Below are 16,896 nucleotides of genomic sequence, written 5' to 3'. Positions count from 1 at the left end.
CCCTTGTTCGTGGCGAGCGTGCGGGCGGTCACGCCAGCAGCACGTCGCCCGCATGCATGACATGCCGCGTGCCGTCGGCCAAGCGCAGCAGCAACGCGCCATCGGCATCAAGCCCGTGGAACAGGCCGGTGACGCCGCGGCCGTCGGGCAGGCGCGCCGTCAGCGCGGTGCCGATCGGATGGGCGCGTTCGAGCCAGCGCTGGCGGACGGGGGCAAGCCCCTCCCCGCGCCAGCGCGCCAGCCAGCGGGCGAAACCTTCGGCGAGCGTTTCGAGGAAGGCGTCCGGCGCAACTTCTGCGCCGTGTGCGGCAAGGCTGGTGGTGAGACGATCGGCCAGGTCCGGATGGTGGGCCAGGTTCAAACCGATGCCGAGCACGACCATGTCCCCTGCCCGCTCGAGCAACATGCCCGACAGCTTGGCGCCGGCGATCAGCAGATCATTGGGCCATTTGAGCGCCAGGCCGCGCGCTTTGGGTAGATGGACGCGCACCGCCTCCTCCAGCGCCACGGCCGCGACAAAGGCGAGCGTGGCTGCCGCAGGGTCGCTCGGGCGCAAGCGGACCACGGTGCTGGCGTAGAGGTTGCCGGTGGGCGACACCCAGGCGCGGCCCAGGCGACCGCGGCCCGCGGTCTGGCGCTCGGCGCGTAGCCACAGCCCCTCCGAAACGGCACCGGCCCCAGCCAACGCCAACAGGTCGGCGTTGGTGGAGCCGGTCTCCGCTACGACGCGGATGATCGTCAGAACAGCGACCGTGCTGCCGTCAGGGTCCAGGCACCAAGCGGGGCAAGCAGGAACCAGCCCAGCGGCGAGATGAACAGCGCCGAGGCGGTGAGCAGGCCACCCTCGAACCGGTCGGTGCGCGCGAGCACGACGCCTTCCGCCGGCGGGTCGAAGTACATCGTCTTGACGAGGCGCAGGTAATAATAGGCACCCGGCACCGAGCCGACCACCGCAACCACCGCCAGCACGAACAGGTCGGCCTGCACGGCGGCGTCGAACACCGCGAGCTTGGCGTTGAAGCCGAGCAGCGGCGGGATGCCGGCGAGCGAGAACATCATGATCGCAAGCGCGGCGGCGAGACCGGGCTTGGCTCGCGACAGGCCGGCGAAGCCCGCGATGCTCTCGATCGGCTGCCCGCCCGCGTCGCGCATCTGCAGCACGACCAAGAAGGAGCCGAGCGTCATGACGATGTAGATCGCGAGGTAGAACAACACCGAGGCGACGCCCTGCGGTGTGCCGGCGGCAAGACCGACAAGCGCGAAGCCGACGTTGTTGATCGACGAGTATGCAAGGAGGCGCTTGATGTTCGTCTGACCGATCGCCGCCACGGCGCCGAGCACGATGGAGGCAAGTGCCGCAAAGATCACGATCTGGCGCCAGTCGGCAGTCGCCGGGCCCATCGCCTCGATCGCGACGCGCATGCCGAGGCCGAGCGCTGCCACCTTTGGTGCCGAGGCGAAGAAGGTGGTGACCGGGGTCGGCGCGCCCTCGTACACGTCCGGCGTCCACATGTGGAACGGCACGGCCGACATCTTAAACGCGATGCCTGCGAACACGAACACCAGGCCGAACAGCAGGCCGAGCGAACGATCGTCGCCCAAGTTGCCGGCATAAGCCTGCGCGATGTCGACAAACAGCGTGGTGCCGCTGAAGCCATACACCAGGCTGATGCCGTAGAGCAGGATGCCCGAGGCGAGCGCGCCCAGCACGAAATACTTCAGGCCCGCTTCGGCCGAGCGCGTGTCGCGGCGCATGAAGCTGGCGAGCACGTATGCCGCAAGGCTCTGCAGCTCGAGACCGACGTACAGCAGCAGCATGTCGCCCGCCGACACCATCATGCCCATGCCGACGCACGAAAGCAGGATGAGGATCGGATATTCCGGCTTCAGATTATCGCCGGCGGTGTGCGCAAAGAAGCGCGGCGCGACCATGATCGCGACTGCCGAGGCGGCATAGATCAGCACCTTTGCATAGGCTGCGAACGCGTCGGCACGGTACATGCCGCCAAAGGCCGTGCCGCCGGCCGACGCCGGACCGATGAGCGCGATGCCCGCGCCCACCAGCACGAAGATGGATGCGATGCTGACCGCGCGGGTGGAGCGCTGCTTGCCCCAGGCGGCGACCAGCATCAGCACGATCGCGCCGACCGCGAGCACGAGCTCCGGCAGGGTGGTCGCGAGTTGGGATGCGTAGCTCATCAGTGCGCCTCGGAATGTGCAGCGGCGCCATGGGCCGCTTCGCCGCCGTGCGCGCCCGCCGCGGCCGCAGCCGCTTCGGGGTTGCCGGGGGTGGGTCGGGAATCGCTAGCCGGGGTCGCACGGTCGATGCGGGCCAGCAGGGTGGTGACGTCGTTACGCATCGGCGCCATGAAGCTTTCGGGGTAGACACCCATCCACAGCGCCACCGCCGCGATCGGCGCCAGAAGGGCTACTTCGCGCACCGACACGTCCGGCATCGCCCGCACGTCCGCCTTGTCGAGCGGGCCATAGGCGACCCGGCGATAGAGGTAGAGCATGTAGGCGGCACCCAGGATGATGCTGGTGGTGCAGATCAACGCCGCCCAGGTCGATACCTGATAGAGACCAGCGAGGCTGAGGAACTCGGCGACGAAGCCGCTGGTCCCCGGCAGGCCGATCGATGCCATGGTGAAGAACAGGAAGAATACGGCGTAGCGCGGCATGTTCTCCGCCAGACCGCCATAGCGAGCGATCTCACGCGTGTGCAGGCGGTCGTAGATGACGCCCACGCACAGGAACAGCGCGCCCGACACCAGGCCGTGGCTCAGCATCATGATCATCGCGCCTTCGATGCCCTGCTGGTTGAAGGCGAACAGGCCGATGGTCACGATCGCCATGTGCGCGACCGACGAATAGGCGATGAGCTTCTTCATGTCCGACTGCACCAGCGCGACGAGCGAGGTGTAGACTACCGCTACCGCGGACAGCAGGAAGATCAGCCAGGCGAGATCGCCCGACGCATCCGGGAACATCGGCAGCGAGAAGCGCAGGAAGCCGTAGCCGCCGAGCTTCAGCAGCACGCCCGCCAGGATGACCGACCCTGCAGTCGGCGCCTGCACGTGCGCGTCGGGCAGCCAGGTGTGGACCGGCCACATCGGCATCTTGACCGCGAAGGATGCGAAGAACGCCAGCCACAGCCAGGTCTGGACCTGCGGTGCGAAGTCGAACGCCATCAGCGTGGGGATGTCGGTCGTGCCGGCAGCCGAGCGCATGTAGATCATCGCGATCAGCATCAGCACCGAGCCGAGCAGCGTGTAGAGGAAGAACTTGTACGACGCGTAGATGCGGTTCGCCCCGCCCCAGATGCCGATGATGAGGTACATCGGGATCAGGCCACCTTCGAAGAAGATGTAGAACAGCAGCAGGTCCTGCGCCGCAAAGGTGCCGATCATCAGCATCTCGGTGAGGCAGAATGCGGCCATGTACTCGGGCACGCGCTCCGTCACCGACTTCCAGCTGGCGCCGATGCAGATCGGCATCAGGAAGACGCTGAGCATGATCAGCATCAGCGAGAAGCCGTCGATGCCAAGCGCCCAATTGAAGGCGCCGACCGAAACCGGCCCCTCGACGAACTGCCACTGGGCGCCGCCGACGTCGAACGACGCCCACAGCAGGATACCGAGCGCGAAGTCGATCAGGGTCGCGAGCAGCGCGATCCAGCGCGCGGCATCCGCCTTGACGAACAGACAGGCGATGGCGGCGATCGCGGGGACCGCCAGCATCACCGACAGGATCGGGAACTCCATCACTTCGCGAACCCCCGAGCCGTCATCGTTGCATAGCCGGCCATTGCCGGACCCCCCATAGCTTTGTCGGCCATTGCGTTCCCGGTGCTGCCGGGTGCGTCCGTGCCGCCGATCACGACACGATCGCCCAGGTGACCGCCGCCGTCAGGCCGATCAGCATGACGAAGGCATAGGTGTAGAGATAGCCGGACTGCAATTTGACCGCGCCGCGGCTGCCCAGCGCCACCAGCGCCGCCGAGCCGTTGGGCCCGAAGCGGTCGATGGTGCCCTCGTCACCGCGCTTCCAGAAGAAGCGGCCGATGGCGAACGCCGGACGGACGAAGAGCCAGTTGTACAGCTCGTCGAAGTACCATTTGCGCAGCAGGAACTGGTGCAGAGGACGCAGCGCGGTGGCCGTGCGGCGCGAGGTCCCAGGCTTGAGCACATAGGTGACCAGCGCCGCCAGGAAGCCGAGGATCATGACGATCGTCGCCGCCAGCTTCACCAGCATCGGCACCTCGTGCATCGCGTGCATCAGATGCTCGTTGAAGAACAGGCTGCCGCCCCAGAAGCGTGCGCCGTCCTCGGCACCGATGAACCACGGGTTGAACACGAAGCCTGCGGCCACCGCGCCCACCGTGAGCACGACCAGCGGGATCAGCATCGGCAGCGGGCTTTCGTGCGGATGATAGCCGCCGGTGCCCACGGGCACCTGATCCGCGTGTGCCGCATGGCTGGAAGGCGCATGACCTGCGTCCTCCGCATCGGCGTGCACTTCCTGGCCGTGCGAGTCCGCAACGGCATGGGCATGGGCGTGGTCGCCGTGACCATGGGCGTCCTGTCCATGCGCATCGTGGCCGTGCGCGTCATGGTCGTGGCCGTGGGCGTCGTGAAGCGCATGCTGGATGTGCTCCGACGCGGCCCAGCGGGGCTTGCCGAAGAAGGTCAGGAAGATCAGCCGCCACGAGTAGAAGCTGGTCAGCAGCGCGGCAAAGGTGCCGACGTAGAAGGCCAGCTCGCCACGGCCGCCGGCCGCAAAGGCCGCCTCCAGGATCGCGTCCTTCGAGTGATAGCCGGCAAAGCCGCCCACGCCGTAGATGCCGACGCCCGTGATCGCGAGCGTGCCCGCCATCATCGCCCAGAAGGTGAGCGGGATCGACTTACGAAGGCCGCCGTAGAAGCGCATGTCCTGTTCGTGGTGCATCGCGTGGATCACCGAGCCCGCACCCAGGAACAGCAGCGCCTTGAAGAAGGCGTGGGTGAACAGGTGGAACATCGCCGCGCCATAGGCGCCGACGCCGGCGGCGAAGAACATGTAGCCGAGCTGCGAGCAGGTCGAATAGGCGATCACGCGCTTGATGTCGGTCTGCACCAGGCCGATCGTCGCAGCGAACAGGCAGGTCGCGGCACCAACCGCGGTGACGACCGTCATCGCGGTCGGGCTCACCTCGAACATCGGCGACAGGCGGCACACCATGAAGACGCCGGCGGTGACCATGGTCGCGGCGTGGATCAGCGCCGACACCGGGGTCGGACCTTCCATCGCGTCCGGAAGCCAGGTGTGGAGGCCCAGCTGCGCCGACTTGCCCATCGCACCGACGAACAGCAGCAGGCAGAGCACCGTCATGGTGTCGAACCGCGCGCCCAGGAAGCCGATTGTCGAGCCCGCCATGGTCGGCGCCGCCGCCAGGATCTCCGGGATCGAGACGGTGCCGAACACCAGGAAGGTGCCGAAGATGCCGAGCATGAAGCCGAGGTCGCCGACGCGGTTGACGACGAACGCCTTGATCGCGGCGGCATTGGCGCTGGGCTTATAGTACCAGAAGCCGATCAGCAGGTAGGACGCGAGGCCCACGCCTTCCCAGCCGAAGAACATCTGCACCAGGTTGTTCGCCGTCACGAGCATCAGCATCGCGAAGGTGAACAGCGACAGATAGGCGAAGAAGCGCGGCTGGTCCGGATCCTCGCTCATATAGCCCCAGCTATAGAGGTGGACGAGTGCGGACACGCTGGTGATCACCACCAGCATCACGGCCGTCATCGCATCGACGCGCAGCGCCCAGGCGATGTCCATGTCCCCGGACTGGATCCAGGTGAACAGCGGCTCGACATGCGCCGTGGCCGAACCATCGAGGAAGCCGATGAAGATCGGCCAGGACATGGCGCACGAGGCGAACAGCGCGCCCGTGGTCACGATCTTGGGAAATGCGGTGCCGAACGCACGGTTGCTCAGGCCCGCGATCGCGGCGGCCAGGAGCGGCAGGAGAACGATTAGCTGGATCACCGAATGATCACCCCTTCATCCGGTTGACGTCGTCGACGGCAATCGAGCCGCGACCACGGAAGTAGATCACCAGAATGGCAAGGCCGATCGCGGCCTCGCCTGCGGCAACCGTGAGCACGAACATCGCGAACACCTGCCCCACCAGGTCACCCAGGTAGGAGGAGAATGCGACGAAGTTGATGTTCACGCTGAGCAGGATCAGCTCGATGGCCATCAACAGCACGATCAGGTTCTTCCGGTTGAGGAAGATGCCCAGCACGCCCAGCGTGAACAGGATCGCGCCGACGACCAGATAATGGATCAGACCGATCACAGCTCCACTCCCTGCCCGACGGGCTGATTGACGTTGCGGGTCGCGTCCTTGGAACGACGGCTGACCTGACGGTGGACGTTCTGGCGGTGGCTGTCGGTGCGGTTGCGGTGCGTCAGCACGATCGCGCCGATCATGGCGACCAGCAGGACCAGCCCCGCGCCTTCGAAGACATACAGGTAGCGCGAATAGAGCAGATGCCCGATCGCCTCGATGTTCGGCATGGCGCCGTCCACCGGTGCGATCCGGCGGCCAAGCTCCACCCGGCCCGCCGACCAGGCGCCGACCGCGATCAGGATTTCCGACACCAGCGCCACCGCGAGCACCAGGCCCAGCGGCAGGTAGCGCACGAAGCCAGCCCGCAGTTCGGCGAAGTCGATGTCGAGCATCATGACGACGAACAGGAACAGCACGGCGACCGCGCCCACATAGACGATGACGACCAGCATCGCGATGAACTCGGCACCGACGATCACCATCAGGCCGGCCGCGTTGAAGAACGCGAGGATCAGCCAGAGGACGGCGTGCACCGGATTGCGCGACGTGATCGTCAGCGCAGCCGACACGATCACCACCGCGGCGAAAAGATAAAAGGCGAGTGTCTGGATCACGGACGCATCGGGCCCCCTGCCCTCCGTTCGCCCCGCATGAGCCGCGAGGCCGGTTCACTTCTGTGGGAAGCAGCGCAGGGCAGAGCGAAGCGCCACCCGAACGGCATGATTGTCGAAGTCGCGGCCATTACCGGTACGGCGCGTCGCTCGCAAGGTTCGCGGCGATGGCGCGTTCCCAGCGGTCTCCGTTCGCGAGCAGCTTGTCCTTGTGGTAGATCAGCTCCTCGCGCGTCTCGGTCGCGAACTCCAGGTTCGGCCCCTCGACGATCGCGTCCACCGGGCATGCCTCCTGGCACAGACCGCAGTAGATGCACTTGGTCATGTCGATGTCGTAGCGCGTGGTGCGGCGGCTGCCGTCGTCACGCGGTTCGGACTCGATGGTGATGCACACCGCCGGACACACCGCCTCGCACAGCTTGCACGCGATGCAGCGCTCCTCGCCGCTGGGATAGCGGCGCAGGGCATGCTCGCCGCGGAAGCGGGGCGACAGCGGGTTCTTCTCATAGGGGTAGTTGATCGTCGCCTTGGCCTTGAAGAAATAGCGCAAGGTCAGCGCGTGGGCCTTGATGAACTCCCACAGTGTGAACGATCGAATTACCTGAGCGACGCTCATGCCGGCACTCCAACACGGTCGAGCATGAGATACCCCGACACCATGAACACGAACAACAGCGACAGCGGCAGGAAGATCTTCCAGCCCAGCCGCATCAGCTGGTCGTAGCGGTACCGCGGCACCGTCGCCCGAACCCAGCTGAACACGAAGAAGAAGAACAAGAGCTTGGCGAACAGCCAGATGATGCCCGGCACCATATAGAGCGGTGCCCAGTCGACCGGCGGCAGCCAGCCACCCCAGAACAGGGTCGCGTTGAGCGCGCACATCAGGAGGACGTTGGCGTACTCACCCAGCCAGAACAGCGCGAACGCCATCGAGCTGTACTCGGTCTGATAGCCTGCAACGAGCTCGGACTCCGCCTCGGTCAAGTCGAACGGTGCGCGCTGCGTCTCGGCCATGGACGAGATCAGGAACACCACCGCCATCGGGAACAGCAGCGGGTTGAAGCCGAAGCCGTTGATGAAGCCAAAGATGTGGCCCTTCTGGGCCAGGACGATGTTCGACAGGTTGAACGATCCGGCCCAGAGCACCACCGCGACGAGCACGAACCCGATCGCGACTTCGTAGGACACCATCTGCGCCGCCCCACGAAGCGCCGAGTAGAAGGGGTACTTCGAGTTCGATGCCCAACCCGCCATGATGATGCCGTAGACCCCGAGCGACGAGGCAGCGAGCACATAGAGCAGGCCGACGTTGATGTCGGAGAGCACCACGCCCGCCTGGAACGGCACCACCGCCCACACGATCAGCGCCACCGTGAAGGTGATCACCGGTGCCAACAGGAACAGGCCCTTGTTGGCGCTCGACGGGATAATGGTTTCCTGGAGGAAGACCTTCAGACCGTCGGCGAAGCTCTGCAGCAGGCCGAAGGGGCCGACGACGTTGGGACCACGGCGCAGCGCCATCGCCGCCCAGATCTTGCGATCGGCATAGATGATCATCGCCACTGCCAGCATCAGCGGCAGCGCGATCACCAGAATCCCGACGACCGTGGCGACGAACCACGCCCAGCCATAGGGAAGCCCTACGGTATGTTCAAAAAACGAAGTCACTCCGCGGCCTCCGCATAGTCCTGGCCATGGACCAGTTCAGCCGAGCAGCGCTGCATCGTCGGGCTCGCGCGGCAAATGGCGTTGGTGAGATAGAAGTCGACGATCGGATAGGTCACGCCGCCTTCCGCGCGGGCGTCGAGCACTGGCGGCTTCCAGTCGTAGCGGACCAGACCTTCGGTCGCGAGCGCCGGCACTTCCGCGTACATCGCGGCGCGCAGCGCCTCGAAGCTGTCGAACGGCAGGGTCGCCCCCAGCTTGTCCGACAGCGCCCGCAGGATCGTCCAGTCCTCACGCGCGTCGCCCGGCGCGAACACCGCCCGGTCGCCGCGCTGCACGCGGCCTTCCAGGTTGACATAGGTGCCGGCCTTTTCGGCATAGCTCGCACCCGGCAGGATCACGTCCGCATGGTGCGCACCCTTGTCGCCGTGGTGGCCGACATAGACCTTGAAGCTGTTCGCGAACGCCGCGAAGTCCACCTCGTCCGCGCCCATGAAGAACACGAGCTTCGGGTTGGCGGCAACGATGTCGGCGATGCCGCCTGGCTGCGCGAAGCCGAGCATCAGCCCGCCCATGCGCGCCGCCGCAGTGTGGACGACGTTGAAGCCGTTCCAGCCATCGCGAACCAGGTTGCCGTCGGCAGCCAGCTTCAGCGCGGCGCCGTGGCCGCCCTTCAGCGCGCCCGGGCCGACGATGACCATCGGCCGCTCGGCCGCGTCCAGCGCCTCGGCCGCACGATCCGGAAGACCGCCCAGCAGCGACAGGTCTTCGCCCAGCCACTCGACCTTGTACGTCAGGTCCGTCTCAGGCCCGATCGCGAACACGCGCGCACCGCGCTTGATCGCCTTGCGCACGCGCGTGTTGATCAGCGGCGCCTCGTGCCGAAGGTCGGTGCCGACCAGCAGGATGGCGTCAGCGTGCTCCACGCCGGCGATGGTGGAGTTGAACGCCACCGCGCCGAGGTTCGACACGTCATAGGCCATGCCGGTCTGGCGGCCCTCGATAAGCGACGAGCCCATGTTGCGGACCAGAGCCTTGGCCGCGAACATCGTCTCGCAGTCCAGCAGGTCGCCTGCGATTGCCGCAACGCTGGAACCCGCATTGACCGCGGCGATCGCGTCGAACGCCTCGTTCCAGTCAACCGCCACCAGCTTGCCGTCGCGCCGCACATATGGACGGTCGAGCCGCTTGCGGACGAGGCCGTCGACCACATAGCGGGTCTTGTCGTGCGCCCACTCTTCGTTGACGTCCTCGTTGATGCGCGGCAGCGCGCGCATCACCTGACGGCCCCGGCTGTCGAGGCGGATGTTGGTGCCGACCGCGTCGGTGACGTCGATGGCGAGCGTCTTCTTGAGCTCCCAGGGACGTGCTTCGAACGCATAGGGCTTGGAGGTGAGCGCGCCGACCGGGCACAGGTCGATGACGTTGCCCGAAAGCTCGCTCGAAACCGCGCGTTCAAGGTAGGAGGTGATCTGCATGTCCTCGCCGCGATAGATCGCGCCGATCTCCTCCACGCCTGCGACCTCTTCCGAGAAGCGGACGCAACGGGTGCACTGGATGCAGCGGGTCATCACCGTCTTGACGATGGGGCCCATGTACTTCTCGGTCACGGCGCGCTTGTTCTCGTCATAGCGAGAAATGCCGCGGCCATAGGCGACCGACTGGTCCTGCAGGTCGCACTCGCCGCCCTGATCGCAGATCGGGCAGTCGAGCGGGTGGTTGATGAGCAGGAACTCCATGACGCCTTCGCGCGCGGCCTTCACCATCGCGCTGTCGGTGCGGACTTCCTGGCCATCGGCGGCGGGCAGCGCGCACGAAGCCTGGGGCTTGGGCGGCCCGGGCTTCACCTCGACGAGGCACATGCGGCAGTTGCCGGAGATCGACAGCCGTTCGTGGTAGCAGAAACGCGGGATTTCCTTGCCCGCGATTTCGCACGCTTGAAGGACGGTTGCGCCCTGGGGGACCTCTACTTCGATCCCGTCTACTTTGAGCTTCGGCATTACTCGGCAGCTTCCATCATCGGTTCCAGCCCACCGCCGCGCTTCTCGAGGATGCGGCGTTCGATTTCGGGGCGGAAGTGTCGGATCAGGCCCTGGATCGGCCATGCCGCCGCGTCGCCGAGCGCGCAGATGGTATGGCCTTCGACCTGCTTGGTGACCTGGTGCAGCGTGTCGATCTCGGAGATGTCGGCGTCGCCGGTGCGCAGCCGCTCCATCACGCGCCACATCCAGCCCGTGCCCTCGCGACAGGGCGTGCACTGGCCGCAGCTCTCGTGCTTGTAGAAGTACGACAGGCGGCTGATCGCGCGGACGATGTCGGTCGACTTGTCCATGACGATGATCGCGGCGGTGCCGAGCCCCGAGCCGACGGCCTTGAGGCCATCGAAGTCCATCGGCGCGTCCATGATCTGCGCGGCAGGCACCAGCGGCACCGACGAGCCGCCCGGGATCACCGCGAGCAGGTTGTCCCAGCCACCGCGGATACCGCCGCAATGCGTCTCGATCAGTTCGCGGAAGGAGATCGACATCGCCTCCTCCACCACGCACGGACGGTTCACATGGCCGCTGATCTGGAAGAGCTTGGTGCCCTTGTTGTTCTCGTTGCCGAAGCTGGAGAACCATTCGGGACCGCGCCGCAGGATTGTCGGCGCAACCGCGATCGACTCCACGTTGTTGACCGTGGTCGGGCAGCCATAAAGGCCTGCACCCGCCGGGAACGGCGGCTTCAGGCGCGGCTGGCCCTTCTTGCCCTCCAGGCTTTCCAGCATCGCGGTCTCTTCGCCGCAGATGTAGGCGCCGGCACCGCGGTGCACGAACACGTCGAAGTCGTAGCCCGAGCCGCAGGCGTTCTTGCCGACCAGGCCGCGGTCGTACGCCTCTGCGACGGCTGCAAACAGCGTCTCGGCCTCACGGATATATTCGCCGCGGATGTAGATGTAGGCCGCACGCGCGCGCATCGCGAAGCCGGCGACCAGCGCGCCCTCGATCAGCTTGTGCGGATCGTGGCGGATGATCTCGCGGTCCTTGCATGAGCCGGGCTCGGACTCGTCCGCGTTGATGACCAGGAAGCTCGGCCGCTCCGGCGTCGGGTTCTTGGGCATGAAGCTCCACTTCATACCCGTCGGGAAGCCTGCGCCCCCGCGCCCGCGCAGGCCCGATGCCTTGATGCGATCGATGATCACATCGGGCCCGAGCTGAAGCAGCGCCTTGGTGTTGTCCCAGTCGCCGCGCTTGATCGCTGCGTCCAGGTTCCACGGCTGGAAGCCGTAGACGTTGGTGAAGATACGGTCCTTGTCCGCGAGCACGGTCAGCGCCCCTTCCCGATAAGCTTTTCAGCCAGCATATAGACGATCACGGCGGCCCCGATCGCAATCAGCACGCCGATCAGCTTCAGCGCGCCCACGAACAGCTGCAACAGCACCCAGAGCAGCACGACTCCGACGACGATCGCCAGGATCAGGGAACCCAGCGCCTTCACGCCGCCGAGCCCCATTCGCCGCGATAGTCATGGTTTTCGCCCACCATCGCCTGAAGCGTGGTCGGGCCGCCTTCCGGCGCACTTGCCTGACGTTCGATCTGCGGACCCGGCTTGGGGGTTTCGCCCCGCGCCAGCGCGTCCAGGATCGCGACGGTCTTGTCGTAGTCGAGATCCTCGAAGTTGTCGTCGTTGATCTGGACCATCGGCGCGTTGGCGCAGGTGCCCAGGCACTCGACCTCGGTCAGCGTGAACAGGCCGTCCGGCGTGGTCTTGCCCTTGGCGAGGCCGCGATTCTTGCACGCCGACAGCACGTCGTCCGACCCGCGCAGCATGCACGGCGTCGTGCCGCATACCTGCACATGGTAGCGACCGACGGGCGCCAGGTTGAACATCGTGTAGAAGGTCGCGACCTCGAACACGCGGATATAGGGCTGACCGATCTGGCGGGCGACGAATTCGATCACCGGGACCGGCAGCCAGCCCTGGGTGTTGGTCTCCTCACCGACCTGGCGCTGGGCCAGGTCGAGGAACGGGATCGACGCCGACTGCTCGCGGCCCGCCGGATAGCGCGACAGGATCTCGCGTGCCTTTTCGGCGTTCTTCTCGTTCCAGCCGAAATCGCCCCAGCGTGCGCGGGTCTCTGCCTCGTCCGGAATATGGGGTGCGTCAGCCATCAGCGGTCACATTCACCAAAAACAATGTCCATCGCGCCCAGAATGGCGGTCGTGTCGGCGAGCATGTGCCCCTTCGACATGAAATCCATCGCCTGAAGGTGGCTGAACGCGGTCGGGCGGATCTTGCACCGGTACGGCTTGTTGGTGCCGTCGGAGACCAGGTACACGCCGAACTCGCCCTTGGGGCTTTCCGTCGCCACATAGACTTCGCCAGCGGGCACGTGGAAGCCCTCGGTGTAATATTTGAAGTGGTGGATGAGCGCCTCCATCGAGCGCTTCATCTCGCCACGCTTGGGCGGCGCGACCTTGCGGTCGAGGCTGAGCGTGGGCCCTTCCGGCATCTCGGCCAGGCACTGCTTCATGATGCGCGCGGACTGGCGCACCTCCTCCACGCGGACCATGAACCGGTCGTAGCAGTCGCCGCGCGTGCCCACCGGCACGTCGAATTCCATGCGGTCGTAGACGTCATAGGGCTGCGACTTGCGCAGGTCCCACGGCAGGCCGGCCGCGCGGATCATGGGACCCGAGAAGCCCCACTTCAGCGCGTCTTCCCGGCTGACGATCGCGATGTCGACGTTGCGCTGCTTGAAGATGCGGTTTTCGGCCACCAGGCTGATTGCGTCCTCGAACAGGCGCGGCAGGCGGGTGTCGAGCCAATCGGCAATGTCGGTCAGCAGCTTGAGCGGCACGTCCTGGCGGACGCCGCCGGGACGGAAGTAGTTGGCGTGCATGCGCGCGCCCGAGGCACGCTCATAGAAGTTCATAATGTCTTCGCGCAGCTCGAACAGCCACAGGTTGGGCGTCATCGCGCCCACGTCCATGATGTGCGAACCGAGGTTCAGCATGTGGTTCTTGATGCGGGTCAGCTCCGCAAAGAACACGCGCAGATACTGGGCGCGAAGCGGCACTTCCAGGTCGAGCAGCTTCTCGATCGCCAGGACGTAGCTGTGCTCCATGCACATCGGCGAGCAGTAATCGAGCCGGTCGAAATACGGGATCGACTGAAGGTACGTCTTGTACTCGATGAACTTCTCGGTGCCGCGGTGCAGAAGCCCCACGTGCGGATCGACACGCTCGACGATTTCGCCGTCGAGCTCCATCACGAGCCGCAGCACCCCGTGCGCGGCCGGATGCTGGGGCCCGAAGTTGATCGTGTAGTTCTGAATCTCGACGTCGCCCGTCGACTCATCGACGTTTGCGCGGCGTTCGAGTTCCTGGAGATACTCAGCCATTACTGGTTCTGCCCCTTGCCCTTGGTGGGGATCACGGCCGGATCCACGGGCTTCTCCTCAGGCTTGTTGCCTGCATCGGGGTTGCCGACGCCGGTTTCCGCGCGCGACTCCACCGTGTGGCTGTTCGACGCCTGAGGCGGTGAATCCTTCTTGGGTTCGTCCGCGCGACGTACCTGCTCCGCCGTCACCGGGCTCGGCGCGCCCTTCGCCTGCGGCAGTGCAGCCTTGTGCTCGCCGGCAGGCGCTGCCTTCTCGTCGCCCGGCAGCACGTATTGCGCGCCTTCCCACGGGCTCATGAAGTCGAAGCTGCGGAAGTCCTGGGCGAGCGAAACCGGCTCGTACACCACGCGCTTGGCCGCTTCCGAGTAGCGCACTTCGTTGAACCCGGAGAGCGGGAAGTCCTTGCGCTGCGGATGGCCACGAAAGCCATAGTCCGTCAGGATGCGGCGCAGGTCGAGGTTGCCCTCGAAGATGACGCCGTACATGTCGAACGTCTCGCGCTCGAGCCAGCCAGCGACGGGCCAGATGCTCGTGATCGACGGAACCGGCTGCACCTCGTCGGTGCGCACGCGCACGCGGATGCGATGATTCCGGGTGACCGACAGCAGGTGATAGCAGACGTCGAACCGCTCGACGCGCGACGGATAGTCGACGCCGGCGATTTCCATCAGCTGCTGATACTCGAGGCCCGGCGTGTCGCGCAGCGCGATCATCGCCGGCACGAGCTGGTCGCGCTCGACCAGCAGCGTCACTTCGCCAACGAGATCCTGCGCCTCGAGCAGCGCCGCGCCGAGCGCGGCGGTCGCCGTCTCGATCACGCCGTCGTTGGCGGCATAGGCAGGTGCGGGCGCCCTCACCGTTCGATGCTCCCCGAACGGCGGATCTTCCGCTGCAGCTGCATAACGCCATAGAGCAGCGCCTCTGCGGTCGGCGGGCAGCCGGGGACGTAGATGTCCACGGGCACCACGCGATCGCAGCCACGTACGACGCTGTAGCTATAGTGGTAATAGCCGCCGCCGTTGGCGCACGATCCCATCGAGATCACGTACTTCGGCTCCGACATCTGGTCGTACACGCGACGCAGCGCCGGGGCCATCTTGTTGCACAAGGTGCCCGCGACGATCATCACGTCCGACTGGCGCGGGGACGCGCGCGGGGCGGCACCGAAGCGCTCCATGTCATAGCGCGGCATGTTGACGTGGATCATTTCGACCGCGCAGCATGCGAGGCCAAAGGTCATCCACCACAGGCTGCCGGTGCGTGCCCAATGGAACAGGTCTTCGGTCGAGGTGACAAGGAAACCCTTGTCGGTCAGCTCGCCGTTCAGGTCGTCGAAGAAGCGCTGGTCCGGCGCGACGTGCGCGCCAGGAGCCAGGGCGTTCTGCTCACCGAAAGCGGCAGGCGACGGGTTCAGTTCTACTCCCAATCCAACGCTCCCATCTTCCACGCATACACGAGGCCCAGCGCCAGCTCGCCAATGAAGATCATCATGGAGATCCATGCCGTCCAACCGAGGTCGAACACCGACACTGCCCAGGGATATAGGAACGCCGCCTCCAGATCGAAGACGATGAAGAGGATCGCCACCAGATAAAAGCGGACATCATACTGGCTGCGCGAGTCTTCGAACGCGGGGAAGCCGCATTCATATTCGGCGAGCTTCTCGGCATTGGGCTTGTCCGCGCCGGTGAGGCGCGAGACGAGGATCGGCAGCCCGACGAACGCGCCGGACAGGAGAAGGGCGATCCCAAGGAAAATCAGGATCGGCAGATATTGCGACAGGTCGACCAAGGTCTTCTCGCGGTTGCGGATTGCTGAGGGGCTTCTAGGCGCATGGCCCGGAGGCATCAAGGCGCAAACCCCTTGAGAATCGCTCGCATTAGTCTCTGATGTGACGTGCCAGAGGTGCGCGCCGAGGGCACGCCGGGTCACCCTGCCCGCGCGTGCCGACCAGACCAACTTAAGACAAATTTTGTCACAAAGCCGGGAGCCGAAATCCCGCGCGGGCAAGGGCCGCGCGCGAATCGCGCTTCATGCCCGGAAAGTTGGCGGCGGAGCGCCGAACGCCCCGCCGCGAGGCCGTCAGCGCAGGGCGCCGGCGACCAGCTTGTGGAGGCGGGAATGCAGCGCGTCGTTGGCGGCAAGCACTTCGCGCTTGATGAAGGCGCGATCGGCACCCTTGAAATCGGTGACGAAGCCGCCGGCCTCACGCACCAGCAGGATGCCGGCGGCGATGTCCCAGGGCTGAAGGCCTGATTCCCAATAGCCGTCGAAACGCCCCGCTGCGACCCAGGCGAGGTCGAGCGCGGCCGAGCCGAAGCGGCGGATGCCCGCGACCTCGGGTGCCACCGCACCGAAGATGCGGCTCCACTCGGCAAAGTTGCCATGGCCCATGAACGGGATGCCGGTCGCGATCAGCGACTCGGTCAGGTCGCGGCGGGCGGACACGCGCAGGCGCTGGTCCTGATGCCAGGCGCCCCGGCCCTTTTCGGCCCAGAAGCTTTCGTCCGTCACCGGCTGATAGACGAGCGCCGTGGTGATCTCCGGCTGCCCGCCCGCGCCGTTCGGCTCCTCGACGGCGATCGAGATCGCGAAGTGGGGGATGCCGTGCAGGAAGTTGCTGGTGCCATCGAGCGGATCGATGATCCAGCGTGGCTTGTTGGGATCGCCCTCGATCTTCCCGCCTTCCTCCAGCAGGAAACCCCAATCGGGACGCGCCTTCTGGAGTTCTTCGACCAGCGTCTGTTCGGCGCGCTTGTCGGCGATGGAGACGAAGTCGGCCGGTCCCTTGCGGCTGACCTGGAGGTGCTGAACCTCGCCGAAGTCGCGGCGCAGGCGCGGGCCGGCCTTGCGCGCGGCGCGCTCCATCACCGTGAAGAGGCCGGAATGTGCAACCATGATCT

Annotated in this window: 17 protein-coding genes; all 17 read right to left on the bottom strand. The window is 65.9% G+C overall.

All coding sequences use genetic code 11. The features are described from left to right. Window positions 1–28: 28 nt before the first annotated feature. Window positions 29–736: a biotin--[acetyl-CoA-carboxylase] ligase gene (locus LK533_RS04055; protein ID WP_229361747.1), complete on the bottom strand. Its 708-nt coding sequence runs from the start codon at window positions 734–736 to the stop codon at window positions 29–31. 2 nt (window positions 737–738) lie between these two features. After that, window positions 739–2,199 (bottom strand): NADH-quinone oxidoreductase subunit NuoN, encoded by a 1,461-nt coding sequence (gene nuoN / locus LK533_RS04050; RefSeq protein WP_229361475.1) that lies wholly within the window; start codon window positions 2,197–2,199, stop codon window positions 739–741. Then, window positions 2,199–3,767: an NADH-quinone oxidoreductase subunit M gene (locus LK533_RS04045; protein ID WP_229361474.1), complete on the bottom strand. Its 1,569-nt coding sequence runs from the start codon at window positions 3,765–3,767 to the stop codon at window positions 2,199–2,201. The genes nuoN and LK533_RS04045 overlap by 1 nt, the downstream gene beginning before the upstream one ends. A gap of 109 nt (window positions 3,768–3,876) precedes the next feature. Beyond that, on the bottom strand, window positions 3,877–6,027 hold the full coding sequence (gene nuoL, locus LK533_RS04040; protein WP_229361473.1) for an NADH-quinone oxidoreductase subunit L: 2,151 nt from the start codon (window positions 6,025–6,027) through the stop codon (window positions 3,877–3,879). 7 nt (window positions 6,028–6,034) lie between these two features. Then, the gene (nuoK, locus tag LK533_RS04035; RefSeq protein ID WP_229361472.1) at window positions 6,035–6,340 is read right to left on the bottom strand and encodes an NADH-quinone oxidoreductase subunit NuoK; all 306 of its coding nucleotides are present in this window, start codon (window positions 6,338–6,340) and stop codon (window positions 6,035–6,037) included. Beyond that, window positions 6,337–6,948, bottom strand: coding sequence for an NADH-quinone oxidoreductase subunit J (locus tag LK533_RS04030; RefSeq protein WP_229361471.1), 612 nt, complete (start codon window positions 6,946–6,948; stop codon window positions 6,337–6,339). The genes nuoK and LK533_RS04030 overlap by 4 nt, the downstream gene beginning before the upstream one ends. A gap of 127 nt (window positions 6,949–7,075) precedes the next feature. After that, entirely contained in the window at window positions 7,076–7,561 is a 486-nt protein-coding gene (nuoI, locus tag LK533_RS04025; RefSeq protein ID WP_229361470.1) for an NADH-quinone oxidoreductase subunit NuoI, read from the bottom strand. Continuing rightward, window positions 7,558–8,613, bottom strand: a complete 1,056-nt coding sequence (nuoH, locus tag LK533_RS04020) for an NADH-quinone oxidoreductase subunit NuoH (RefSeq protein ID WP_229361469.1) — start codon at window positions 8,611–8,613, stop codon at window positions 7,558–7,560. The genes nuoI and nuoH overlap by 4 nt, the downstream gene beginning before the upstream one ends. Further along, entirely contained in the window at window positions 8,610–10,610 is a 2,001-nt protein-coding gene (nuoG, locus tag LK533_RS04015) for an NADH-quinone oxidoreductase subunit NuoG (protein WP_229361468.1), read from the bottom strand. Before nuoG ends, nuoH begins: the two co-directional genes overlap by 4 nt. Beyond that, the gene (gene nuoF / locus LK533_RS04010) at window positions 10,610–11,914 is read right to left on the bottom strand and encodes an NADH-quinone oxidoreductase subunit NuoF (RefSeq protein WP_229361467.1); all 1,305 of its coding nucleotides are present in this window, start codon (window positions 11,912–11,914) and stop codon (window positions 10,610–10,612) included. The genes nuoG and nuoF overlap by 1 nt, the downstream gene beginning before the upstream one ends. A 2-nt stretch (window positions 11,915–11,916) precedes the next feature. Beyond that, complete coding sequence (locus LK533_RS04005) at window positions 11,917–12,102, bottom strand: hypothetical protein (RefSeq protein WP_229361466.1); 186 nt, start codon at window positions 12,100–12,102, stop codon at window positions 11,917–11,919. Next, window positions 12,084–12,761 (bottom strand): complex I 24 kDa subunit family protein, encoded by a 678-nt coding sequence (locus tag LK533_RS04000; protein WP_229361465.1) that lies wholly within the window; start codon window positions 12,759–12,761, stop codon window positions 12,084–12,086. The genes LK533_RS04005 and LK533_RS04000 overlap by 19 nt, the downstream gene beginning before the upstream one ends. Next, window positions 12,761–13,993: an NADH-quinone oxidoreductase subunit D gene (locus LK533_RS03995; RefSeq protein WP_229361464.1), complete on the bottom strand. Its 1,233-nt coding sequence runs from the start codon at window positions 13,991–13,993 to the stop codon at window positions 12,761–12,763. The genes LK533_RS04000 and LK533_RS03995 overlap by 1 nt, the downstream gene beginning before the upstream one ends. Then, a complete protein-coding gene (locus LK533_RS03990; protein ID WP_229361463.1) occupies window positions 13,993–14,850 on the bottom strand; it encodes an NADH-quinone oxidoreductase subunit C in 858 nt (285 codons plus the stop codon). The genes LK533_RS03995 and LK533_RS03990 overlap by 1 nt, the downstream gene beginning before the upstream one ends. Next, window positions 14,847–15,407 carry a NuoB/complex I 20 kDa subunit family protein gene (locus LK533_RS03985; protein WP_317893264.1) on the bottom strand — a complete coding sequence of 187 codons (561 nt, stop codon included), beginning with the start codon at window positions 15,405–15,407 and terminating at the stop codon, window positions 14,847–14,849. Before LK533_RS03985 ends, LK533_RS03990 begins: the two co-directional genes overlap by 4 nt. 2 nt (window positions 15,408–15,409) lie before the next feature. Continuing rightward, window positions 15,410–15,784: an NADH-quinone oxidoreductase subunit A gene (gene ndhC, locus LK533_RS03980; protein ID WP_229361746.1), complete on the bottom strand. Its 375-nt coding sequence runs from the start codon at window positions 15,782–15,784 to the stop codon at window positions 15,410–15,412. A 291-nt stretch (window positions 15,785–16,075) separates the two neighbouring features. Beyond that, a complete protein-coding gene (locus LK533_RS03975) occupies window positions 16,076–16,891 on the bottom strand; it encodes an inositol monophosphatase family protein (protein ID WP_229361461.1) in 816 nt (271 codons plus the stop codon). Window positions 16,892–16,896 lie beyond the last annotated feature (5 nt).

It is taken from the genome of Sphingomonas sp. PL-96 (assembly GCF_020707215.1).
In the GTDB taxonomy this organism is placed as follows: Bacteria; Pseudomonadota; Alphaproteobacteria; order Sphingomonadales; family Sphingomonadaceae; genus Sphingomonas.
Note: the sequence above shows the minus strand (reverse complement) of the source record. Positions and strands in the feature narration are given on the sequence as shown.